Annotated in this window: 18 protein-coding genes; 14 read left to right on the top strand and 4 right to left on the bottom strand. The window is 61.0% G+C overall.

Annotated elements, in window-relative coordinates:
- The coding region (locus HXO69_RS06240; RefSeq protein ID WP_296545963.1) for a DUF6350 family protein at nt 1-1,631 on the top strand (1,631 nt) is incomplete at its 5' end.
- A gap of 12 nt (nt 1,632-1,643) precedes the next feature.
- On the opposite strand, the gene HXO69_RS06235 is transcribed toward HXO69_RS06240, so the two are convergent.
- Entirely contained in the window at nt 1,644-2,207 is a 564-nt protein-coding gene (locus HXO69_RS06235) for a 4-hydroxyphenylpyruvate dioxygenase (protein ID WP_296545961.1), read from the bottom strand.
- A gap of 221 nt (nt 2,208-2,428) precedes the next feature.
- On the opposite strand from HXO69_RS06235, the gene purN reads away from it, so the two are divergent.
- The 5 genes from purN to HXO69_RS06210 all read left to right on the top strand — a co-directional run bounded on the left by purN (nt 2,429) and on the right by HXO69_RS06210 (nt 8,291).
- Nucleotides 2,429-2,980: a phosphoribosylglycinamide formyltransferase gene (gene purN, locus HXO69_RS06230; RefSeq protein WP_296545967.1), complete on the top strand. Its 552-nt coding sequence runs from the start codon at nt 2,429-2,431 to the stop codon at nt 2,978-2,980.
- Nucleotides 2,981-3,196: 216 nt separating this feature from the next.
- Nucleotides 3,197-4,807, top strand: coding sequence for a bifunctional phosphoribosylaminoimidazolecarboxamide formyltransferase/IMP cyclohydrolase (gene purH, locus HXO69_RS06225; RefSeq protein ID WP_296545960.1), 1,611 nt, complete (start codon nt 3,197-3,199; stop codon nt 4,805-4,807).
- Between the two features lie 252 nt (nt 4,808-5,059).
- Entirely contained in the window at nt 5,060-5,641 is a 582-nt protein-coding gene (locus HXO69_RS06220) for a TetR/AcrR family transcriptional regulator (RefSeq protein WP_294627700.1), read from the top strand.
- A gap of 291 nt (nt 5,642-5,932) precedes the next feature.
- Entirely contained in the window at nt 5,933-7,207 is a 1,275-nt protein-coding gene (glyA, locus tag HXO69_RS06215) for a serine hydroxymethyltransferase (RefSeq protein WP_296545958.1), read from the top strand.
- 205 nt (nt 7,208-7,412) lie between these two features.
- A complete protein-coding gene (locus tag HXO69_RS06210; RefSeq protein WP_294603980.1) occupies nt 7,413-8,291 on the top strand; it encodes a bifunctional methylenetetrahydrofolate dehydrogenase/methenyltetrahydrofolate cyclohydrolase in 879 nt (292 codons plus the stop codon).
- A gap of 104 nt (nt 8,292-8,395) precedes the next feature.
- Here the strand turns inward: HXO69_RS06210 and HXO69_RS06205 are convergent, their stop codons facing one another.
- Nucleotides 8,396-9,229, bottom strand: a complete 834-nt coding sequence (locus tag HXO69_RS06205) for a GntR family transcriptional regulator (RefSeq protein WP_407072260.1) — start codon at nt 9,227-9,229, stop codon at nt 8,396-8,398.
- Between the two features lie 80 nt (nt 9,230-9,309).
- Here HXO69_RS06205 and HXO69_RS06200 point away from each other — a divergent pair, with 80 nt between their 5' ends.
- The 3 genes from HXO69_RS06200 to HXO69_RS06190 all read left to right on the top strand — a co-directional run bounded on the left by HXO69_RS06200 (nt 9,310) and on the right by HXO69_RS06190 (nt 11,966).
- Nucleotides 9,310-10,185 carry an exodeoxyribonuclease III gene (locus tag HXO69_RS06200; RefSeq protein WP_296545955.1) on the top strand — a complete coding sequence of 292 codons (876 nt, stop codon included), beginning with the start codon at nt 9,310-9,312 and terminating at the stop codon, nt 10,183-10,185.
- A gap of 86 nt (nt 10,186-10,271) precedes the next feature.
- On the top strand, nt 10,272-11,336 hold the full coding sequence (trpS, locus tag HXO69_RS06195) for a tryptophan--tRNA ligase (RefSeq protein WP_049338682.1): 1,065 nt from the start codon (nt 10,272-10,274) through the stop codon (nt 11,334-11,336).
- Nucleotides 11,337-11,387: 51 nt separating this feature from the next.
- Complete coding sequence (locus tag HXO69_RS06190) at nt 11,388-11,966, top strand: 2'-5' RNA ligase family protein (protein ID WP_296545952.1); 579 nt, start codon at nt 11,388-11,390, stop codon at nt 11,964-11,966.
- 104 nt (nt 11,967-12,070) lie between these two features.
- Here the strand turns inward: HXO69_RS06190 and HXO69_RS06185 are convergent, their stop codons facing one another.
- Nucleotides 12,071-13,471 (bottom strand): hypothetical protein, encoded by a 1,401-nt coding sequence (locus HXO69_RS06185; RefSeq protein WP_296545950.1) that lies wholly within the window; start codon nt 13,469-13,471, stop codon nt 12,071-12,073.
- A gap of 299 nt (nt 13,472-13,770) precedes the next feature.
- Complete coding sequence (locus tag HXO69_RS06180) at nt 13,771-14,880, bottom strand: mannose-1-phosphate guanylyltransferase (protein ID WP_049362038.1); 1,110 nt, start codon at nt 14,878-14,880, stop codon at nt 13,771-13,773.
- 346 nt (nt 14,881-15,226) lie between these two features.
- Between HXO69_RS06180 and sdhC the strand changes: the two genes are divergently transcribed.
- The 5 genes from sdhC to HXO69_RS06155 form a co-directional block, all read left to right on the top strand.
- Nucleotides 15,227-15,685: a succinate dehydrogenase, cytochrome b556 subunit gene (gene sdhC / locus HXO69_RS06175; protein ID WP_005506819.1), complete on the top strand. Its 459-nt coding sequence runs from the start codon at nt 15,227-15,229 to the stop codon at nt 15,683-15,685.
- Between the two features lie 3 nt (nt 15,686-15,688).
- On the top strand, nt 15,689-16,174 hold the full coding sequence (locus tag HXO69_RS06170) for a succinate dehydrogenase hydrophobic membrane anchor subunit (protein WP_049327899.1): 486 nt from the start codon (nt 15,689-15,691) through the stop codon (nt 16,172-16,174).
- A 51-nt stretch (nt 16,175-16,225) separates the two neighbouring features.
- A complete protein-coding gene (sdhA, locus tag HXO69_RS06165) occupies nt 16,226-17,989 on the top strand; it encodes a succinate dehydrogenase flavoprotein subunit (RefSeq protein WP_049338687.1) in 1,764 nt (587 codons plus the stop codon).
- Nucleotide 17,990: 1 nt separating this feature from the next.
- The gene (locus HXO69_RS06160) at nt 17,991-18,779 is read left to right on the top strand and encodes a succinate dehydrogenase iron-sulfur subunit (protein ID WP_005508960.1); all 789 of its coding nucleotides are present in this window, start codon (nt 17,991-17,993) and stop codon (nt 18,777-18,779) included.
- A 242-nt stretch (nt 18,780-19,021) separates the two neighbouring features.
- The coding region (locus HXO69_RS06155; RefSeq protein WP_296545947.1) for an amidohydrolase at nt 19,022-20,175 on the top strand (1,154 nt) is incomplete at its 3' end.

Here is a 20,175-nt window from a genome sequence, read left to right as displayed (position 1 = left end):
CCTCGGTTGGTTTGACCAGTAGTGATGTTGGTACTTTGCCGATGCTTCCGATTCTGGGTGCTGTGCCCGAGTCGATGGGCACGTTCGGTCTGGTGGGTCTGCTGGTGCCGCTGGGTGCCGGTGCGATTGCTGGCTGGTGGTTCTTGCGTGAGGGTGAGGATCACCTGGATGAGTGGGTTTCCCTGAAGGTTCCGTTCCGCCCGCTGTCTGCGTTGATTTCTGCGGTGGTGCTGGGTGTGATGACCGGTATTATGACGTCGTTTGGTGCCCTGTGGCTGGGCTGGATTTCGTACGGCTCCCTGGGTATTGGTCGTTTTACGGAGGTTGGTGCTGAGCCGCTGACTTTTGCGGCGCATACCGCGTTGACGGTGGGTGCCGGCGTGACTTTCGGTATGTTGCTGAGCCGCGCCCTGGTGCCGGATAGCAGCCGTGAGCTGCCTCGTTTTGCGGATGAGCGCCCGAACTTGGGTGAGCGTCTGATGAGTTTTACTGCCTCGACTCGTGAGCGTTTTGCACAGGGCCGTGAGCGTTTTGCGGAGCGTCGTGAGCAGCGTGCGCAGGCACGTGCAGAGCGTATGGAGCGTGAGGCTGAGGAAGCCGCGGCACGTGAGGCGGCTGAGCGTGAAGCTGCAGAGCGTGAGGCTGAGGAGGCGGCACGCGCGGCTGCCTCTAAGAAGGTTTCTGAGAAGAATGTCTCTGAGTCTGAGCAGTCTGCTGTGTCTGAGGTGGCGACCGGTCATGTTCCGGTGCATCCGCAGGAGCCTGTGGTTGCCGTCCCCGTGGAAGCGACCGAGCAGCTGGCGCAGCGTGCGGCGGCGGACGCTTTCGCCGAGATTATTGCAGAGCGCGAAGAGGTGGCTGAAGAGCCCTCCTCCGAAGAGGCTGCTACTGAAGAGCACTCTGCTGAGGAGTACGAGCCGATTGAGGCCGTGCAGCAGGTCGATTACCTGCACTCTGCCCACTCTGACTCTGCCCACTCTGACTCTGCGCAGGCTGAGGATTACGAGAGCATTGAAGCATCTGTTGAGCCTGCCTCCAACGAGTACACTGCTGACGAACACGGCACTTATAACCCCGCCGTGTACGCGCATGACCCCTCCGAGGAGGAGACCCGCGAGCTGATTCAGGAGCCCGTCTACAAGGCTGCTGAATCTGTAGCGGCTGAGCGTGAGAGCGCTGTTGAAGAGCCCGCGGAGCAAACGCCGCGTTCGAAGGGTCGCGCGAGCCGCATTATGGCGTACTTCGGTTTTGGTCTTGAGCAGCCCGCCATCGTGCAGGATGAATCAGCGCAGGATAACTCGGCTGACGCCGCCCACGCTGAATCTGCCGCGCCGGATCGCGCCAATGACCGCGCGCTTGAGCGTGCGCAGAAGCGCGAGGCGAAGAAGGCGGCTAAGGCGGCACGCAAGAAGCAGAAGAACGACCTAGAACGTGATTTTGTGGATCGCGAGCTGGATGTCCTCTCAGCCGATCAGGCGATGAGCCGCATCTTTGAGGTTCGTAGCCAGACCGGCATCCTTCCGCTGGTGACCGATGAGGCGTCTACCGTGGAGCTGCCCCCGCTGGATGTCAGCTCCTCGAAGTCCCAGGGCTCTAATGCGCAGGGTTCTAACGCCCGCAAGAAGAACTAGCGCGCAGAACCCCTAACGAGCTGCAGAAGAACTAGAGCTGGACGCGCCGGTGAGCTTGTCCATCGTGCCCTGGAACTTCTGGTCGCAGGTGTACATGTCGGTCTGGGTCAGCGCGGCGGCGCGGCACTGACGGTACTCCTGCGCGCCGGGCATGAAGGCGAGACCAATGCCACCGAGCAGGGTCATGGTGCCGTAGATGATGCTGACGCCCGCGGCAATGTAGAAGAACCAGGGGCCGCGGTAGACTGCGGTGCGCACGATCGCAACAATGCTCAGGCCAATGCCGACCAGCGCGAAGAGGAAGAGCGCCAAGAAGAGCGGCATCGTGGAGAGCACGAAGGAAGAGGCCGCAAAGATGACCAGAGCGGCTACGATGAGCAGCAGGGCGGTGCGCATGTTCGCCTTCTGTTGCTCGATGGGGTCGATGGGCTTGCGCGGCTTCTTACCCTGAGGCCCTCGAGGCTGCGGCATCATGTTCTGAGGTGCCTGCTGAGGCGCTCGCGGCGGAACCTGCTGGTTCTGCGGTGCGCCGTTGTTCGGGGTGTTGTTCGGAGTGTTCTGCGGGGGAGTAGACATACCTATAAGGGTACCGCCCTGTGTGCCCGTGACCTATTGAGTTCGCGACCTGTTGAGTTTTCGCCCCGCTAACTCCTGCAAACCCTAGTGAACCCCGGTGAGGATTTGTCCCGCCGGGGTTTCTTCGTATTCACCTTTGGGTTTTGGGTGCGTTGTGAACCTCTTACCCCTTTGGATAAGGGTGTGAGACGGGTTATACTAGTCGGGTGCGAATTGTGGTTATGGTATCCGGCTCCGGAACGAATCTTCAGTCCATCCTCGACGCCGTAGCGGCGGGCGAGCTTCCCCTCGAAATTGCGGCAGTGGGCGCCGACAAGCCCTGTCTGGGCATTGAGCGTGCCCAGGCGGCGGGTGTACCCACCTTCCTGGTTCAGCCCGGCGACTACGCCGACCGCCCCTCCTGGAACCGTGCGCTGGAAGAAAAGATTGCTTCCTACGAGCCCGATTACATTGTGTTCGCCGGCTTCATGCGCATTGTTGACGCGCAGCTGGTTGAGCGTTTCAGCAACCGCATCATCAACACCCACCCCGCCCTGCTGCCCTCCTTCCCGGGTGCGCACGGCGTGCGTGACGCCCTGGCGCACGGTGTGAAGATTACCGGCCTGACCGTCCATTTTGTGGATGCTGGCGTTGACACCGGCCCCATCCTCGCCCAGGCGGCAGTGCCCGTTCTGGATGACGACACCGAAGAGACCCTGCACGAACGCATTAAGGTGCAGGAGCGCCGCCTGCTCGTGCAGACCATCGCGTCTCTCGCTGCATCTCACAGCTAGTTCCGCCCACTACATTTTTCGCGGCGGAATGAGCCGAGCTCAAACCCCGCCGCCCATACACGTTCCGTTGTGGCACCCGCGTACCCTCGAGGAGCCGGTGCACAGCGGCGGGGAATACCCCCACACATATCCTGCCCTTCTTCGCGGGTAGGCTACGTCCATCCACCAGCTGTGCCGCCGAAATCCGGCGTGCACGTCTAAAGCATCGGAGTATTTGTGTCTCTTATTGAGCTCGATCGCGTGCCCCTGCGCCGCGCCCTGATTTCCGTCTACGACAAGACCGGTCTGGAGGAGTTCGCCCGCGGCCTGCACGAGGCTGGCGTCGCGCTGGTCTCCACCGGCTCCACTGCATCCACCATCGCGGCAGCAGGCGTACCCGTCACCGAGGTCACCGAAGTGACCGGTTTCCCCGAGTGCCTCGAAGGCCGCGTGAAGACCCTGCACCCGCGCATCCACGCCGGTATTCTGGCGGACCGCCGCAAGCAGGAGCACATCGACACCCTTGAAGAGCTGGACGTTGAGGCGTTCGACCTGGTCGTCGTGAACCTGTACCCCTTCGTTGAGACCGTCGCATCCGGTGCCGGTCAGGACGCCATCATCGAGAAGATCGACATTGGCGGCCCCTCCATGGTTCGCGCTGCCGCGAAGAACCACGACGCCGTCGCTATTGTTGTAGACCCTGCCGATTACGCGCGCACCGTTGAGGCCGCTAAGAACGGTGGTTTCTCCCTGGACGAGCGCCGCCGCCTTGCCGCTGGCGCATTCGCCCACACCGCCGCATACGACACCGCTGTGGCTACCTGGACTGCATCCCAGTTCCTGCAGGATGAGGGCGCTAACTTCTGGCCCCCGTACGCTGGCCTGGGCTTCGAGCGTAGCGAGACTCTGCGTTACGGCGAGAACCCGCACCAGCGTGCCGCCCTGTACGTTGACCCCGCCGCTGCCCCCGGTATTGCTCAGGCGGAGCAGCTGCACGGTAAGGCGATGAGCTACAACAACTACGTTGATGCTGACGCCGCTCTGCGTGCTGCTTACGACTTCGACGAGCCCGCTGTTGCCGTTATCAAGCACAACAACCCCTGCGGTATTGCTGTGGCAACCCCCGGTGCCGCCGATCCGATTGCGGACGCTCACGCGAAGGCGCACGCTTGCGACCCGCTGTCCGCATACGGTGGCGTGATTGCCGCTAACCGCCCGGTGACCGCCGCTATGGCTCAGACCGTCAAGGGCATCTTCACCGAGGTTGTCGTGGCTCCCGGCTACGAGCCCGAGGCGCTGGAGATTCTGCGTGAGAAGAAGAACCTGCGCCTGCTGGTGCTGCCCGAGGACTTCGCCCGCGAGGCTATCGAGTACCGCCCCATTTCCGGTGGTGCGCTCTTCCAGGAGGCTGACCGCCTGCAGGCTGAGGGCGATGACCCGAAGAACTGGACCCTGGTTGCTGGCGAGGCTGCTGACGAGGCAACCCTGCGCGACCTCGAGTTCGCGTGGCGTGCACTGCGTTCGCCCAAGTCCAACGCTATTCTGCTTGCCGATAACGGCGCCGCTGTGGGTATCGGCATGGGTCAGGTGAACCGCGTGGATTCCTGCAAGCTCTCGGTTGAGCGTGCGAACACCCTCGGCGGTGAAGGTAACGAGCGTGCCCGCGGTGCGGTTGCAGCATCCGACGCGTTCTTCCCCTTCGCTGACGGCCTGCAGGTACTGCTGGACGCTGGCGTGCGTGCCGTTGTGCACCCGGGCGGTTCGATCCGCGATGAGGAAGTTATCGAGGCGGCTAAGGCTGCCGGTGTGACCATGTACCTGACCGGTACCCGCCACTTCTTCCACTAAAAACGTGTAGCGGGCTCAGCGCGTGCTGAGCTGCCTGCCGTGAGCGGGGCATTCTAGGGTGAACCTTTCGAGGGGAACCCGGGTGCCCCGCTTTTTCGTGCTTGCTACTTAGGACGCCCGCAGGGCATCCGTATTGTGGGCAAGCAGATTTATAGAATTTTTGCTCTATTTTGCGCCGAATTTGCGCGTGCGGGCGCGTCAACGGCGACCAGGATGCGCACGGATTGGCTAAAAGTTCGCTAGGATTAGGTTGTGCCTAAAGTCAGCGAAGAATACAAAAAGAACAGGCGTTCTCAGATTGTAGAGACCGCCCGCGAATGCTTCATCAAGCACGGTTATCAGAAGGCTTCGATGAGCGATATTATTGCGGCCACCGGCCTGTCTGCTGGAGCGATTTATAACCACTTCTCCTCCAAGGATGAGATCATCCTGGCGGCAGCCCGCATGGACATGGCGCCCTTCGACCGCATCCGCGCCGAGCAGCCCTGGGACTACGTGTTCGGGTGCCTGAAGGTGCTGGATACCCCCAAGATTCGCCGTCACCTGCTCGTCACCTGGGGTGAGGCTGTGGCAATGCCGCAGCTGGCGACCGTGGTTTCTGAGCAGCTGAGCTACCTGCGCGATCAGTCCCTGGAGCGCTACCGCACCTGGGGTGCCGCTGAGCTGGACTTCACCGAAGAGGAGCTCGAGGAGTGGCTGACCGTAATTGGTGCCGCTGTGCTGTCGGTGCTGACCGGTTACGTGGTGCAGACCCAGCTGGTGGCTGGCGGTAAGAAGGAAAGCGCTCGCGAGGCGTACCTGGAGTATGCTTCCGCTATCCTGCGTCAGGCGTAGGGTTCGCAGACCTGCGTAAACTGCTACTGATAAGCCTTGCCGGGGTGTGTTGCGCGCTCCGCGCTGGACTCGCGCAGACACCGTGAAAACTTCATCGTGATGCTTGGTAAAGCCCGTTTTCCTTCTCGAAGGAAAGCGGGCTTTACGGTATTATGAGGTGTAGCTCATATTTTTTCATTCGGGGTTTTCAGCTGGAGGCGCCCGCCGCCTCCCGAAGACCGCCCGGCACACGCCGCGGCAACCCCGATGATGAGCGACCGAAGATAACGCAAAAACACTCCCAGGAGCGTAATGTCCGAGCAGAAGATCCTCGAGATGCCCCTCGCCGACCTCGACCCCGAGGTTGCAGAAGCCATTGAGCTGGAGCGCAAGCGCCAGCAGAACACCCTCGAGATGATTGCATCCGAGAACTTCGTCCCCCGTGCCGTCCTCGAAAGCCAGGGCTCGGTACTGACCAACAAGTACGCTGAGGGTTACCCCGGCCGCCGCTACTACGGCGGCTGCGAATTCGTTGACATCGTTGAGGACCTCGCTATCTCCCGCGTGAAGGAACTCTTCGGCGCTGAGCACGCTAACGTTCAGCCCCACTCCGGTGCGCAGGCGAACAACGCCGTCATGCACGCGCTGCTGAACCCCGGCGACACCATCATGGGTCTGTCCCTGGCACACGGTGGCCACCTGACTCACGGCATGAAGCTGAACGTCTCCGGCAAGCTGTACAACGTTGTTGCGTACGGCGTGGATGAGAACGGCCGCGTTGACATGGAGCAGGTGCGTGAGCTGGCTCTGGCTGAGCGCCCCAAGCTGATTATTGCCGGCTGGTCCGCATACCCCCGCCACCTGGACTTCGCCGCGTTCCGCGCGATTGCTGACGAAATCGGCGCGTACCTGTGGGTGGATATGGCACACTTCGCGGGCCTGGTGGCTGCGGGTCTGCACCCGAACCCCGTCCCGCACGCACACGTGGTCTCCTCCACCGTGCACAAGACCCTGGGCGGCCCCCGTTCCGGCTTCATCCTCTGCACTGAGGAACTGAAGAAGAAGATTGACTCCGCAGTGTTCCCCGGCCAGCAGGGCGGCCCGCTCATGCACGTGATTGCGGCAAAGGCTACCGCATTCAAGGTTGCCGCATCCGAGGGCTTCAAAGACCGTCAGAAGCGCACCATTGAGGGCGCACAGATTCTGGCGAACCGCCTGCTGCAGCAGGACGTGAAGGACGCCGGCGTTTCGATTGCATCCGGCGGTACCGACGTTCACCTGGTGCTCGTCGACCTGCGTCACCACGCCCTCAACGGCAAGGAAGCGGAGGACCTGCTGCACGATGCCGGCATCACCGTCAACCGTAACGCTGTGCCGAACGACCCGCGCCCGCCGATGGTGACCTCCGGTCTGCGTATCGGTACCTCCGCGCTGGCTACCCGCGGCTTCGACGCCGAGGGCTTCACCGAGGTGGCTGACATTATCGCTTCCGTGCTGCTGCCGAACCCGGACATTGCGGCACTGCGCGCTCGCGTGGACGCGCTCTGCGCCAAGTACCCCCTCTACCAGGGCAGCGAGAACTGGTAGATCCATGAATAACCCCGTTCGCGCATCCGCCTGTGTGGCTGATGCGCGGGCGGGGTTATTTCGCCCTCATGCTTTATGCTGCTCTACCCGCCACATCCGTCGAGGGAGGTAGCGGGGGAGTGGTGCCCCTAAGCACACACCCTAGAACCCAACACATAGACCATCCGTTTCGGCGAACCCGCCGCAATCTATGGAAGGAAAAATAATGCCCCAGATTCTAGACGGTAACGCAACCGCCGCAGCCATCAAGGCGGAGCTGAAGGAGCGCGTCGAGGCGCTCAAGGCTAAGGGTATTACCCCCGGCCTGGGTACCGTCCTGGTCGGTGACGACCCGGCATCCCGCTCGTACGTGGGCGCTAAGCACCGCGACTGCGCAGAGATCGGTATTAACTCCATCCGCGTGGACCTGCCCGGTGACATCACTCAGGAAGAGCTCGACGCAGAGATCGACAAGCTGAACAACGACCCGGCGTGCACCAGCTACATTGTGCAGCTGCCCCTGCCCAAGCATCTGGACACCAACCGCGTGCTCGAGCGCATCGCCCCCGAGAAGGACGCTGACGGCCTGCACCCGACCAACCTCGGCAAGCTCGTACTGAACGTTTCTGAGCCGCTGGATTCTCCGCTTCCCTGCACCCCGAACGGTGTGATTGAGCTGGTCAAGCGCCACGGCATCGACTGGAACGGCAAGAACGTTGTGGTGCTCGGCCGCGGCATTACCGTGGGTCGCCCGCTGGGTCTGCTGCTGACCCGCCGTGAGGTGAACGCAACCGCAACCCTGGCGCACACCGGTACCGAGAACCTGGACGAGGTGCTGCGCGAGGCAGACGTTATTGTCGCCGCTGTGGGTGTTCCGCACGTGCTGAAGGCTCACCAGGTCAAGGACGGCGCAATCCTGCTGGACGTCGGTGTTTCCCGCGCTGAGGACCCGGAGACCGGCAAGAAGAAGCTCTTCGGCGACGTCTCTCCCGAAGCTGCCGAGAAGGCGTCCTGGGTTTCCCCGAACCCCGGTGGTGTGGGCCCGATGACCCGCGCGGAGCTGCTGGTGAACGTGGTTGAGACCGCGGAGCGTCAGGCGGCATAAGGCTCGCAGCATTTCAGAGCTGATAACTCAAAAGGGCGGTGCCCCGGTAGATTGTTCTACCGGGGCACCGCCCTTCACACTGTCATCACAAGAAAAGGCAGATGCTAGAGAATCATCTCGTAGAAGTAGGCATCGGCGAGGTACAGGGTCTCTGCATACTCGACGGGGCTACCTTCTTCGGTGTAGCAGGTTGCGCAGACCTTGAACGCCGCCTCGCCCACGGGTACCTGCTGGTTGAACGCTTCGGCGTCGGCGTCGGTGAAGAGCGCCGCGCTGGTGCGTACGCGAGCGTGCTTAATGGCGCTGGGAGTGTCAGCGAGCTGATCGAGGGAGCTCGAGGTGCCGGACATTTCCGCCATCATGGCGTCCAGGATGCTGCTTGCGGCTGCCTTCACGAAGTAGGAACGCTCAAAACCGATGACTTCGTGGTCGGCAAGGCGCAGACGGCGCACGAACAGCACCTTCTCGCCCACCGGCACGGACAGGTGAGTGGAGATCTCTTCGGTAGCGTCCATCCAGCGGGTCGCAATCATACGGGTGGAGCCTTCAAAGCCGCGGCGGCGCATGTCGTCAACGAAGGTGTCCACGCGCGGAATGTAGGTGGCGTCGCTACGCTCGGCAACGTAGGTGCCGGAGCCCTGCACGTTGTAGAGCAGGCCGCGTTCAATCAGAACCTTCAGGGCGCTACGAACCGTCTGGCGGCTCACCCCAAAGTTCTGCTGAATCATGCGCTCGGTGGGCAGCTTATCGCCGGGCTTGCCGGGAATAATGTAGCGCTGCTCAATGTAGTGGATAACCTGCTCATACTTCGGGCCGGGAATCGGGGGTAGCTCGTAGCGGCTCTCAGCGTTGTGAGCAGTACTTTCGGGTGTGGTGGTGCCCGCAGAATGTGAGGGGGCACCGTGGTCGGTGGTCTGTGAGGAGTGTGAATTCATCACCCAATAGTTTACCGTTCAGCCAGAGAAAAAACGCGCACGAGTGAAAATTTCTCTTCCTTCAAACTGGCATAATTAAGACTATGCATTTTTCTACTACTCCTGCACCGCGCCCGAGCGGTCTGCTTCGCGTGGCAAGCGTGAATGTGAACGGTATCCGAGCCGCCTACAAGAAGGATATGGCGGCGTGGTTGGCGAGCCGTGACATCGACATTCTCTGCCTGCAGGAGGTGCGCGCCCCCGACGCTATCGTGCGTGAGCTGCTGGACGAATCCCAGTGGCATATTCTGCACGCGGAGGCTGCCGCTAAGGGCCGTGCCGGCGTTCTGGTGGCGACCCGCCGCACCCCGAACTCCGCCGGTGAGGTTCTGGAGAACCAGCCGGTCGCAACCCGCTCGAACATCGGCGAAGAGTACTTTGACGACTCGGGCCGCTGGGTTGAGGCGGACTACGTTCTGCCCAACGGCAAGACCCTGACTGTGGTCAGCGCCTACGTTCACTCCGGCGAGGTCGGCACCCAGAAGCAGGAGGATAAGTACCGCTTCCTGGAGCGTATGCTGGTGCGCATGCCTGAGCTGGCTAAGCACTCGGACCACGTGCTCATTGTGGGCGATTTGAACGTGGGCCACACCGAGCTGGACATTAAGAACTGGAAGGCTAACCAGAAGCGTGCCGGCTTCCTGCCGGAGGAACGCGCCTACTTTGACCGCTTCTTCGGCGATATCGGATACCGCGATGTGGCTCGTGAGTTGGCGGGTCAGGTGCCCGGCCCCTACACCTGGTGGTCCTACCGCGGTAAGGCGTTCGATAACGACGCCGGCTGGCGTATCGACTACCACATGGCGACCCCGGCGCTCGCCGAAAGCGCCGTGGAGGCGGTCGTGGACCGCGCGGCAAGCTACGATGAGCGTTTCAGCGACCACGCGCCGCTGGTGGTTGACTACCGCATCGGCGAGTAAGACGCGGACCCACCTACAGATAAGTTTTTGAAGATGTGCTGCACCGTCCGCAGCACCGCACAGGAAGAACTGCACAGGAAATAACTATGGCAGACGAAAAGAAGCAGGATAAGTCCCTCATCCCTAACGCCTCTCAGCAGAAGGCGCGTATCTACTCGGGTGCGCAGCCGTCGGCTGATTCGATGCACCTGGGTAACTACATTGGTGCCGTGAACAACTGGGTGGCGTTGCAGGACGACCCGAATAACGAATGCCTGTTCTTTATCCCGGATATGCACGCCATCACCGTTCCGCAGAACCCCGAGGAACTGCGTGAGCGCACCCGCCTGACCGCGGCGCAGTACATCGCCTCCGGCATTGACCCGACCCGCACCCCGCTGTTCGTGCAGTCGCACGTGCCCGAGCACGCCCAGCTGGCGTGGATTCTGAACTGCTTCACCGGCTTCGGTGAGGCCTCCCGTATGACCCAGTTCAAGGACAAGTCCCAGAAGCAGGGTGCCGAGAACGCCTCCGTGGGTCTATTCACCTACCCGATTCTGATGGCTGCCGACATCCTGCTCTACCAGGTGGACGGCGTGCCCGTGGGCGAGGACCAGCGTCAGCACCTGGAGCTGACCCGTAACCTGGCTCAGCGCTTCAACTCCCGTTTCGGTGAGACCTTCGTGGTGCCCGAGCCGGTGATTCTGAAGGAAACCGCTAAGATTTACGACCTGCAGGACCCGACCTCGAAGATGTCCAAGTCTGCAGCCACCGACAAGGGCCTGATTAAGCTTCTGGACACCCCCAAGACAACCCAGAAGAAGATTAAGTCCGCCGTGACCGATGATGGCTCCGTCATCGCCTACGACCGCGAGGCTAAGCCCGGCGTCTCCAACCTGCTCTCCATCTACTCGGCAATGACCGGCGAGAGCATCGACGAGATCGTGGCACGCTACGAGGGCAAGATGTACGGCCACCTGAAGGTTGACCTTGCCGATATCGTGGTGGAGCGCCTCACCCCGGTGCGTGAGCGTACCCTCGAGCTGATGGACGATCCCGCCGAGCTGGACCGCCTGCTGGCTGTGGGTGCATCCGCTGCCCGCGAGATCGCTACGGTCACCATTGAGAACGTGTACAAGAAGGTTGGCTTCCTGCCTGCCGCAGCAATCTAGCGCGCTGTTCAGCCAGTCCGGCTGAGACGCCGCATTACCTGCACGATTGAGATGACAGCACAAGAGAACTCTTCGAGCCCCACGACGGCTCCTGTATCCCCGACCCTGAAACCCGGTCACCGCTACCTGAGCGTTATTGCGCATGTGAGCGGTGAGAATGTTCAGCGCCTGGAAGAGTGGAAGCGCACGGTAGTTGGCGGTGCTGCGGCACCGATTAGCACGCACGTGACCGTGTACCTGACGGAGCTGACAGAATCGCTGCTGGCTGCGGTGCAGTCCCCGCAGTTCCGCGAGGCGCTGGACACGCCGCGTTTTGAGGCGCGCTGGGGTTCGGTACACTCCTTCCGCCCGGTCACCGAGGTGGAGTACCTGAACCTGGAGGCGGGTAGGGCCGAGTTCGAGCAGATTCACCAGAAGCTGGTTGAGCTATTCGGTGCCGGCGCGGCGTCCTTCCCCTATGTGCCGCACGTGACCCTGGGTCACGGGCTCACGGAAGAGCAGGTGGCGAACGCCCGTGAGGTGTTTGATGCTCTGCCCGCCGAGCAGCGCACCTTCACCGTGGATCACCTACACTGCTACTCCTATGACGGGCAGGACTGGGAAGAGATGACGGTTCTGCCGTTGCGTTAGGAGCAGGCGTATCAACCTGGAAAACATAAAGAGAGATGCGACCGATAAACTATCGGTCGCATCTCTCTTTATGCTTTCACTAGGTTTATCTCAGCGTGAGAGCCCTAGTGGGAGTGGCCCTCATGAGCTTCGTGCTCGTGCGCGTCAACGGAAGCCGAGGAGGAAGCCGAGCCGTGAGCTTCTGCGCCGTGAGCCTCAGCCTCAACCGGTGCAGCGTTCGAGGAGGAGACACCCAGGATCTCGTTCGGGGTCTTCGGAAGCTCCACGCTCATCAGCTCCTTCGGTGCTGCCGGGTTCGACAGGGACACCGCAATGAGCTTCTTGGTCGCCGGGTCGGTCACGTAGGCGGTCTTACCGTCCACCCACAGTGCCGGACGCTCGTCCTGCCACGTCTCAGACTCGGTCCACGCCTCCATGAGCTGTACGGAGCCCAGCTCGGCGCCGGTTGCAGGATCGAAGACGCGCAGCTTACCGTCGGTGGTCAGTAGCAGCGCCTCACCCTGGGGACCGCGAGCCAGCGAACGGAAGGTGTAGCTCACGCCAGAAGGCAGGGAGTAGACGGTGCGGGTTGCCGCAACGGTGTCGATAATGGAGAACTTCTCGGGGCGCTCCAGCTTAGCGTCCTTGTCGGTCTTGTAGTCCGCCAGAACGTACTGGGAGTCAGCCTTACCGGCCTGGTTGCCGGAACGCGAGTACGGGTCCTCGGGGTTGGTGATCTTGGTGAACTTGCCGTCCTTGTAGACTAGCGCGCCGTCGGTGCAGCCGATGGAGAACGCGCCGTCCTTGGCGATGGCTTCACCGTGAACGCCGGGGCAGGCGGGGCTCTCGGTGACGGTCTTGCCCTGAGCATCCACAACAGCGGCACCGGTGCGGGTCTTCGAGTCGCCGACCGCTACCAGGTACTGGTCGTTGGGCAGCGGGATTGCGAAGCCGTGGTGCGGCTTCGGCAGGGTGACGGTGGTAGTCTCCAGAGAGGAGGCGGTGCGCTTGTCATGGGTCAGCTTCGCCGGGTTGTACACAGCGAAGGAGCCGGTGCCGTCAGCGAATGCCGCGACCTTGCCGTTGTCCTTGATGACGTGACCGGTGTGGTCAGCCGCCAGAGACAGCGAGGACAGCGACGGGGAAGTGGTGTAGTAGTGCGAGTGGTCGCCGTGCGCTACGGACCATACGCCGGTGTCCAGGAAGGTGTAGCTGTTACCGTCTGCAACGACGAGGTGGCGGTTATCGCCAGCGTCGGAGAGGCGCAGGAAGCCTTCCTTGGGGATGTCTGCGAGCAGCTTCATGTCCTTGGCGTCGTAAACGAGCACGCCACCGTCGTAGGTGATGGCGACGCGGCTTGCCGCGCCCTTGCCTTCGGTGATGGGTGCGGGAGTTGCGCTCGCGGAGGTGGAGGCGCTGGGGCTGGTCTGTGTATTCTGGGTGGCCTGTGAGCCGCATGCAGTCAGGGCGAGGGCGGCTACTGCGCCGAGTGCGCCGGCGCGGGTGAGGAAAAACTTACGGGTCATGTGCATGCACCAAGACTAACATGAGAATGGTTCTCTATAGTGGTTAATCCTTGGCTCGTATCAGACTCTGGAAGTGCAACCTGCGCGGGGTGTGTAAGGTATTCTGCCCCTGCCCAGCCGAAGGAAGTGTCCTTTTGTGCCCCCACTAGGTGAAAGCCTTGAATCGACTCGCGAAATGGCTCATCAGGGCATAAAAAACCGGCTCCCTTCCGAAAAGAAGAGAGCCGGTTTCTAGAGGTGTCTTTTGCTCGAGTAGGGTTCAAGCGCCTACTCGGAGCTAAACATTTAGGGCTAAAAACTTAGAGGAGGTTGTTCAGGCCTCGCGCCTTGACCTCACCCACTGCATCCTTGACAGCCTGTGCCTTGGAGCGCGGAGCGACCAACAGGGCGTCGGGGGTGTCCACCACAACGATATCGTCGAGGCCAAGGATAGAGATCTTGCGGTCGGTATTCGCGACAATAATGCCGGAACAACCGTGGTTGATAACGTTATCCTTCTCGCCGAGAATGGTCAGCTCTTCGCCGCTCTTCTCGGTGTTCAGGCGTGCCACAGCGTCGAAGTCTCCCACATCATCCCAGCTGAAGGAACCGGGAACCATTGCAACGTCGCCCGCTGCCGCAGCGGGCTCAGCCACAGCGTAGTCGATAGCGGTCTTGGGCAGGGTCTCCCACACGCGCTCCATGACGGCCTCGCGCTCGGGGGTGTCCCATGCGTTAGCAATCTCCATGATGCCCGCGTACAGCTCGGGCTCGTTCGCCTCGAGGTGCTTGAGCATCAGGGCTGCCGGTGCCACGAACATGCCTGCGTTCCAGGTGTACTCGCCGGAATCCAGGTACTTCTGTGCGGTAGTGGTGTCCGGCTTCTCCACGAAGGTGTCCACCGCGTGCGCGTTGGGTGCACCCTCGATGCCCAGGGACTCGCTGGCGTGAATGTAGCCAAACGCGCTGGAGGGCTCGGTGGGGGTAATGCCGATGGTGACAATCTTGCCGGTTGCCGCGGTGATGACAGCCTCGGTCACCACACGGTGGAACTCGTCCACCGGGCTGATGACGTGGTCAGCTGCGAAGGAGCCGATAATAGCGTCCGGTTCGCGGCGGTGGATGATGGCGCAAGCCAAGCCGATAGCTGCAGCCGAATCCTTGGGGGAGGGCTCCAGTACCAGGTCAGCGGCCCGCAGTTCAGGAATCTGCTGGGTAACCGCATTGGCGTGCGAAGTGCCGGTAACCACCATGACGGAACCGTTGCTGAGATCGATGAGACGGTCGTAGGTGTCACGCAGCAGAGAATTGCCCGACGAGGTGAGGTCGAGCAGGAACTTCGGGGCGTGCGCGCGGGACAGGGGCCACAAACGCGAGCCAACACCGCCGGCGGGAATGAGCGGGCGGAATCGAGTGAGTGCAGTATTCATCGCTTCAAGAATAGCGGGTGAATTTGTCATATATCGAATTCTTTTAGGTTTTAACAAAAAAGTGTCAGGCGGCTCTCATTTAGGCGATGTTTGAGGTTAGGTTAAGGTAAGTTCCCCACAAACACGGGGAAGTAGGCGATATGGTAATAAAAACATGCCCTAATTCACTTTTAGAACCTGTAAAAATTCCCTAAACAGGGTGTCAATAAGCTGTGAATTTACCTGATATCTTGGAAGTAACAGACGAACAAAAGCAGTCGGTGAGCACACAGCTGTGCCCGGAAGCTGAGGGTCACAATGACCCCTCAGAACCCGGAAGCTCGCCGTCGCAGCAGGAGGTTATTCAGTGTTGAATGGTTCTAAAGGAACCCTCTACCGCGGCCGCTGGGGCATGTGGTCCTGGGTTGCTCATCGCATTACCGGTATCGCGATTTTCTTCTTCCTTCTTGTACACATCCTGGATACTGCCGTCGTGCGTATCTCCCCGGAGGCCTACAACGGCGTACTGAGCCTGTACAAGAACCCCATCATGGGTCTGGGTGAGACCGCGCTTGTCGCCGCCATCGTCTACCACGCGTTCAACGGTATCCGCATTATCCTCATTGACTTCTGGGGTAAGGCAACCAACTCACACGTGGAGCACATCCAGGCGAAGAACAAGGACGGCAACGTCGAAATCAGCCAGAAGGCAACTTACACGCACATCAAGATTCTCTGGGTTGTGCTTTTCCTCTGGGCAATCACCGTTGCTGGCTTCGCAGCACGTCACCTGCCGATCGTTTTCTCGCACATGGGAGGTCACTAAACTATGGCTACTCCGCTTAAGCCCCGCACCTATGTACCCCGTCTGCGTGACAACCGCATCGACGGTGTGAAGTACAACCGCTCCTCCTCCAAGCGTAACAACTTTGAGATGTTCGCTTGGCTCGGTATGCGCCTGTCCGGCGTCGTACTCGTCGTGCTGATTTTCGGCCACCTGTTCTCCAACCTCATGGTCGGCGACGGCATCCACGCCATCGACTTCGGCTTCGTGGGCGGCAAGTGGGCGAACCCCTTCTGGCAGGTTTGGGATCTGCTGCTGCTCTGGCTGGCTATGCTGCACGGTGCTAACGGTATCCGCGTCATCATCGATGACTACGCAGAGAAGGACCGCCTGCGCGCTTGGTTGAAGATCATCCTCTTCGCAGCATGCGCATTCGTCCTGCTCATTGGTACCCTCACCATCTTCGCGTTCGACCCCTGCCCCTCCGGCGCAGCGGCTGAACTGCTCCCCAGCTTCTGCTCGGCACGCTAACGGCGACGTATCCGAGACAAACGAAAACATCTAAAACACAGAAAGAACATCATGCAGGTACATAAGTACGATGTAGTGATCGTCGGTGCCGGTGGCGCAGGTATGCGTGCCGCCATTGAGGCCGGCCAGCGAGTTCGCACCGCGGTACTGACCAAGCTATACCCCACCCGCTCCCACACCGGTGCGGCACAGGGTGGCATGTGCGCCGCTCTGGCTAACGTTGAAGAGGACAACTGGGAGTGGCACACCTTTGACACCGTCAAGGGTGGCGACTACCTGGTCGACCAGGACGCAGCAGAAATCATGGCTAAGGAAGCTATTGACGCTGTGCTCGACCTGGAAAAGATGGGTCTTCCCTTCAACCGAACCCCCGAAGGCCGCATCGACCAGCGCCGCTTCGGCGGTCACACCCGTGACCACGGTAAGGCTGCTGTGCGCCGCGCATGCTACGCAGCTGACCGTACCGGCCACATGATTCTGCAGACCCTCTACCAGAACTGCGTTCGCCACAATGTGGAGTTCTACAACGAGTTCTACGTGCTCGACCTGATTCTGGTCAAGGACGAAGAGGGCAAGCCCCGCCCCGCCGGTGTCGTCTCCTACGACCTGGCAACCGGTGAGGTCCACGTTTTCCAGGCTAAGTCCGTGATCTTCGCATCCGGCGGTTGCGGCAAGATCTTCAAGACCACCTCCAACGCCCACACCCTCACCGGCGACGGCATGGCCATCGCACTGCGTGCAGGCCTGCCCCTGGAGGACATGGAATTCGTTCAGTTCCACCCGACCGGCCTGGCTGGCCTGGGCATTCTCGTCACCGAGGGTGCTCGTGGTGAAGGCGGTATTCTCCGTAACGCTGACGGTGAGCGCTTCATGGAGCGCTACGCACCCACCATTAAGGACCTCGCACCCCGCGATATCGTGGCACGTGCAATGGCAAACGAGGTGCGCGAAGGCCGCGGCTGCGGTCCCCACAAGGACTACGTGCTGCTGGACCTGACCCACCTGGAGCCCTCGCACATCGACGAGAAGCTGCCGGACATCACCGAGTTCGCTCGTACCTACCTGGCAGTGGAACCGCACCACCAGCCCATCCCGGTGTTCCCCACCGCGCACTACGCAATGGGCGGTATCCCCACCAACAACGAGACCGAGGTCTACCACAACAGCAAGGAGACCATCCCCGGCCTCTACGCAGCTGGTGAGGTTGCTTGCGTGTCCGTCCACGGTGCAAACCGTCTGGGCACCAACTCCCTGCTGGACATCAACGTGTTCGGTAAGCGTGCAGGCCGCAAGGCAGCAGAGTACGCAGCATCCGCTGAGTTTGTACCGGTTCCGGACGACGCAGCAGATCGCGTTCTCAACATGCTCAACGGCATCCTCGAAGGTAAGGGCACCGAGAAGGTCGGCGCTATCCGCGCAGACCTGCAGAAGGCTATGGAAGCTGACATGCAGGTGTTCCGTACCGACGAGACCATCCGCGCAGCACTGGCAACTATTGCTGAACTGGAAGAGCGCTACAAGAACATCGCCATCCAGGACAAGGGCAAGCGCTTCAACCTCGACCTGCTCGAGGCTGTTGAGCTCGGCTTCCTGATTGAGCTGGCAAAGGTCATGTCCGTTGGTGCACTGCACCGTAAGGAATCCCGTGGTGGTCACTACCGCGAGGACTTCCCCAAGCGTGACGACGTTAACTTCATGAAGCACTCGATGGTCTACCTCGACCCCGAATCCGAGTTTGAGGGTGTCAAGGGTCTGCGATTCGAAACCAAGCCCGTTGTCTACACCCGCTACGAGCCGAAGGAGCGTAAGTACTAAAATGGCTGAAAACGAACTCCCCGAACCGGAATCCGTCAAGCTGTTTGAGGGTATGACCGGCGGCGACTCCGACTCCATCCCCACCTACGATGTGGTCATCAAGATTCGTCGCTACAACCCGGAAGTTTCCTCCGAGGCGTACTGGGATGAATTCCCGCTGACCATGTACCGCACCGACCGCGTGCTGGATGCTCTACACAAGATCAAGTGGGAAGTAGACGGCTCCGTCTCCTTCCGCCGCTCCTGTGCACACGGCATCTGCGGCTCGGACGCAATGCGCATCAACGGCCGTAACCGCCTGGCTTGCAAGACCCTGCTGAAGGACCTTGACCTGACCAAGCCGATTACCGTTGAGCCCATCAAGGGTCTGCCCTGCGAAAAGGACCTCATCGTTGACATGGAGCCCTTCTTCCAGGCATACCGCGAGATTATGCCGTTCTTCATCAACGACTCGAACGAGCCTGAGCGTGAGCGCCTGCAGACCATTGAGGACCGTGCACGTTTCGATGACACCACCAAGTGCATCCTCTGCGCAGCATGTACCTCGTCCTGCCCGGTCTTCTGGACCGACGGTCAGTACTTCGGCCCCTCCGCTATCGTGAACGCACACCGCTTCATCTTCGACTCGCGCGATGACGCAGGCGACCTGCGTCTGGAGATCCTCAACGACAAGGAAGGCGTATGGCGTTGCCGTACCACCTTCAACTGCACCGAGGCTTGCCCCCGTGGCATCCAGATTACCAAGGCTATTGCCGAGGTGAAGCAGGCAATCCTGAGCCGCTCGCTCTAATCTGAGTACGCGGTATCAGCTGATACAGCATTGACGATTCAAGCCGTCGCCCACACCGGGTGGCGGCTTGAATTGTTTGACAGAAAAAGTCTGATGGAAATGATGGCACAGAGCATTTTCAGGGGCTTCGGCGTGCACAAAAACTCTTCACAATCTGTCATAAAGTCATAGATATTCTCGAGGGCTGTCAGAAAGGGGGAGCGGGTAGGTAAACCCCGGCGGACGGCGTTATTCTACTGTGTATGGTTTTCGCTAATTCTCGCTACGATTTGTCCACCCCTGTCTTCGACGACTGGGTGGAGCGCATGATGGGTACCCTCGTGCAGTTCCGCCGCGAAGTGCACGCCAACCCGGAGCTTTCCTTCCGTGAAGTGGCGACCACTGAGCGCCTCATGAATCGACTGCGAGAAGCCGGCATGAACCCCGTTGCTTGCGAAGGTACCGGCTGCTACGTAGATATCGGGAGCGGCCCCTTCGCTGTGGCTCTGCGCGCCGATATTGACGCTCTGCCCATTGTTGAGCAGACCGACCTGCCCTATGCTTCTACCGTGCCCGGTGTGATGCATGCCTGCGGCCACGATATTCACCAGACCGTTATGCTCGGCGTGGCGCTGGCACTGCACGAACTGAACGAGAAGACCCCGCTGGGTCGTAGCGTCCGTATCCTCTTCCAGCCCGCTGAGGAACAGCTTCCCGGTGGCGCGGTGCAGATGATTTCGCAGGGTCTGCTGAAGGACATTCCGCGTGCCTTTGCCCTGCACTGCGACCCGAAGGTGGACCTGGGCCAGATCGGTACCCGTATCGGTGCGATTACTAGCGCCTCCGATACCGTGAAGATTCACCTGAGCGGTCACGGCGGTCACACCTCCCGCCCGCACCTGACCGAAGACCTCATCTATGCGATGAGCCAGATTGCTGTGCAGGTTCCCGCCGTACTGACCCGCCGCACCGACGTGCGTTCGGGCGTGCTGGTGGCATGGGGCCAGGTCAGCGCCGGTGTTGCTCCCAATGCTATTCCCGCCGAGGGCTACCTGGCGGGCACCATGCGTTGCCTGGATGTTGAGGTGTGGCGCCAGGCGGGCAACATGCTGGATGAAGTCATCGAGCAGGTTGCCGTGCCCTTCGGCGTGAACGCGCGTGTGGAGCACATCCGCGGCGTGCCCCCGGTTGTCAACACCGACCTGGAAACCACCATGCTGGAGAACGCGGCTCGCGCTGAGCTGGGCGAGGACTCCATCGTGCTGGTCGAGCAATCCATGGGCGGCGAAGACTTCGCGTGGATGCTGCAGGAAGTTCCCGGCTCCATGTTCCGTCTGGGTACCCGTGCCCCCGGTGACCCCACCTATGATCTGCATCAGGGCGATTACGCCCCGAGTGAGCAGGCAATCGGTATCGG

Origin of the sequence: Rothia sp. (in: high G+C Gram-positive bacteria) (genome assembly GCF_015265375.1) — a bacterium.
Lineage (GTDB): Bacteria > Actinomycetota > Actinomycetes > Actinomycetales > Micrococcaceae > Rothia.
The sequence above is the reverse complement of the archived record's forward strand: the minus strand, read 5'-3'. Positions and strand labels throughout refer to the sequence as shown.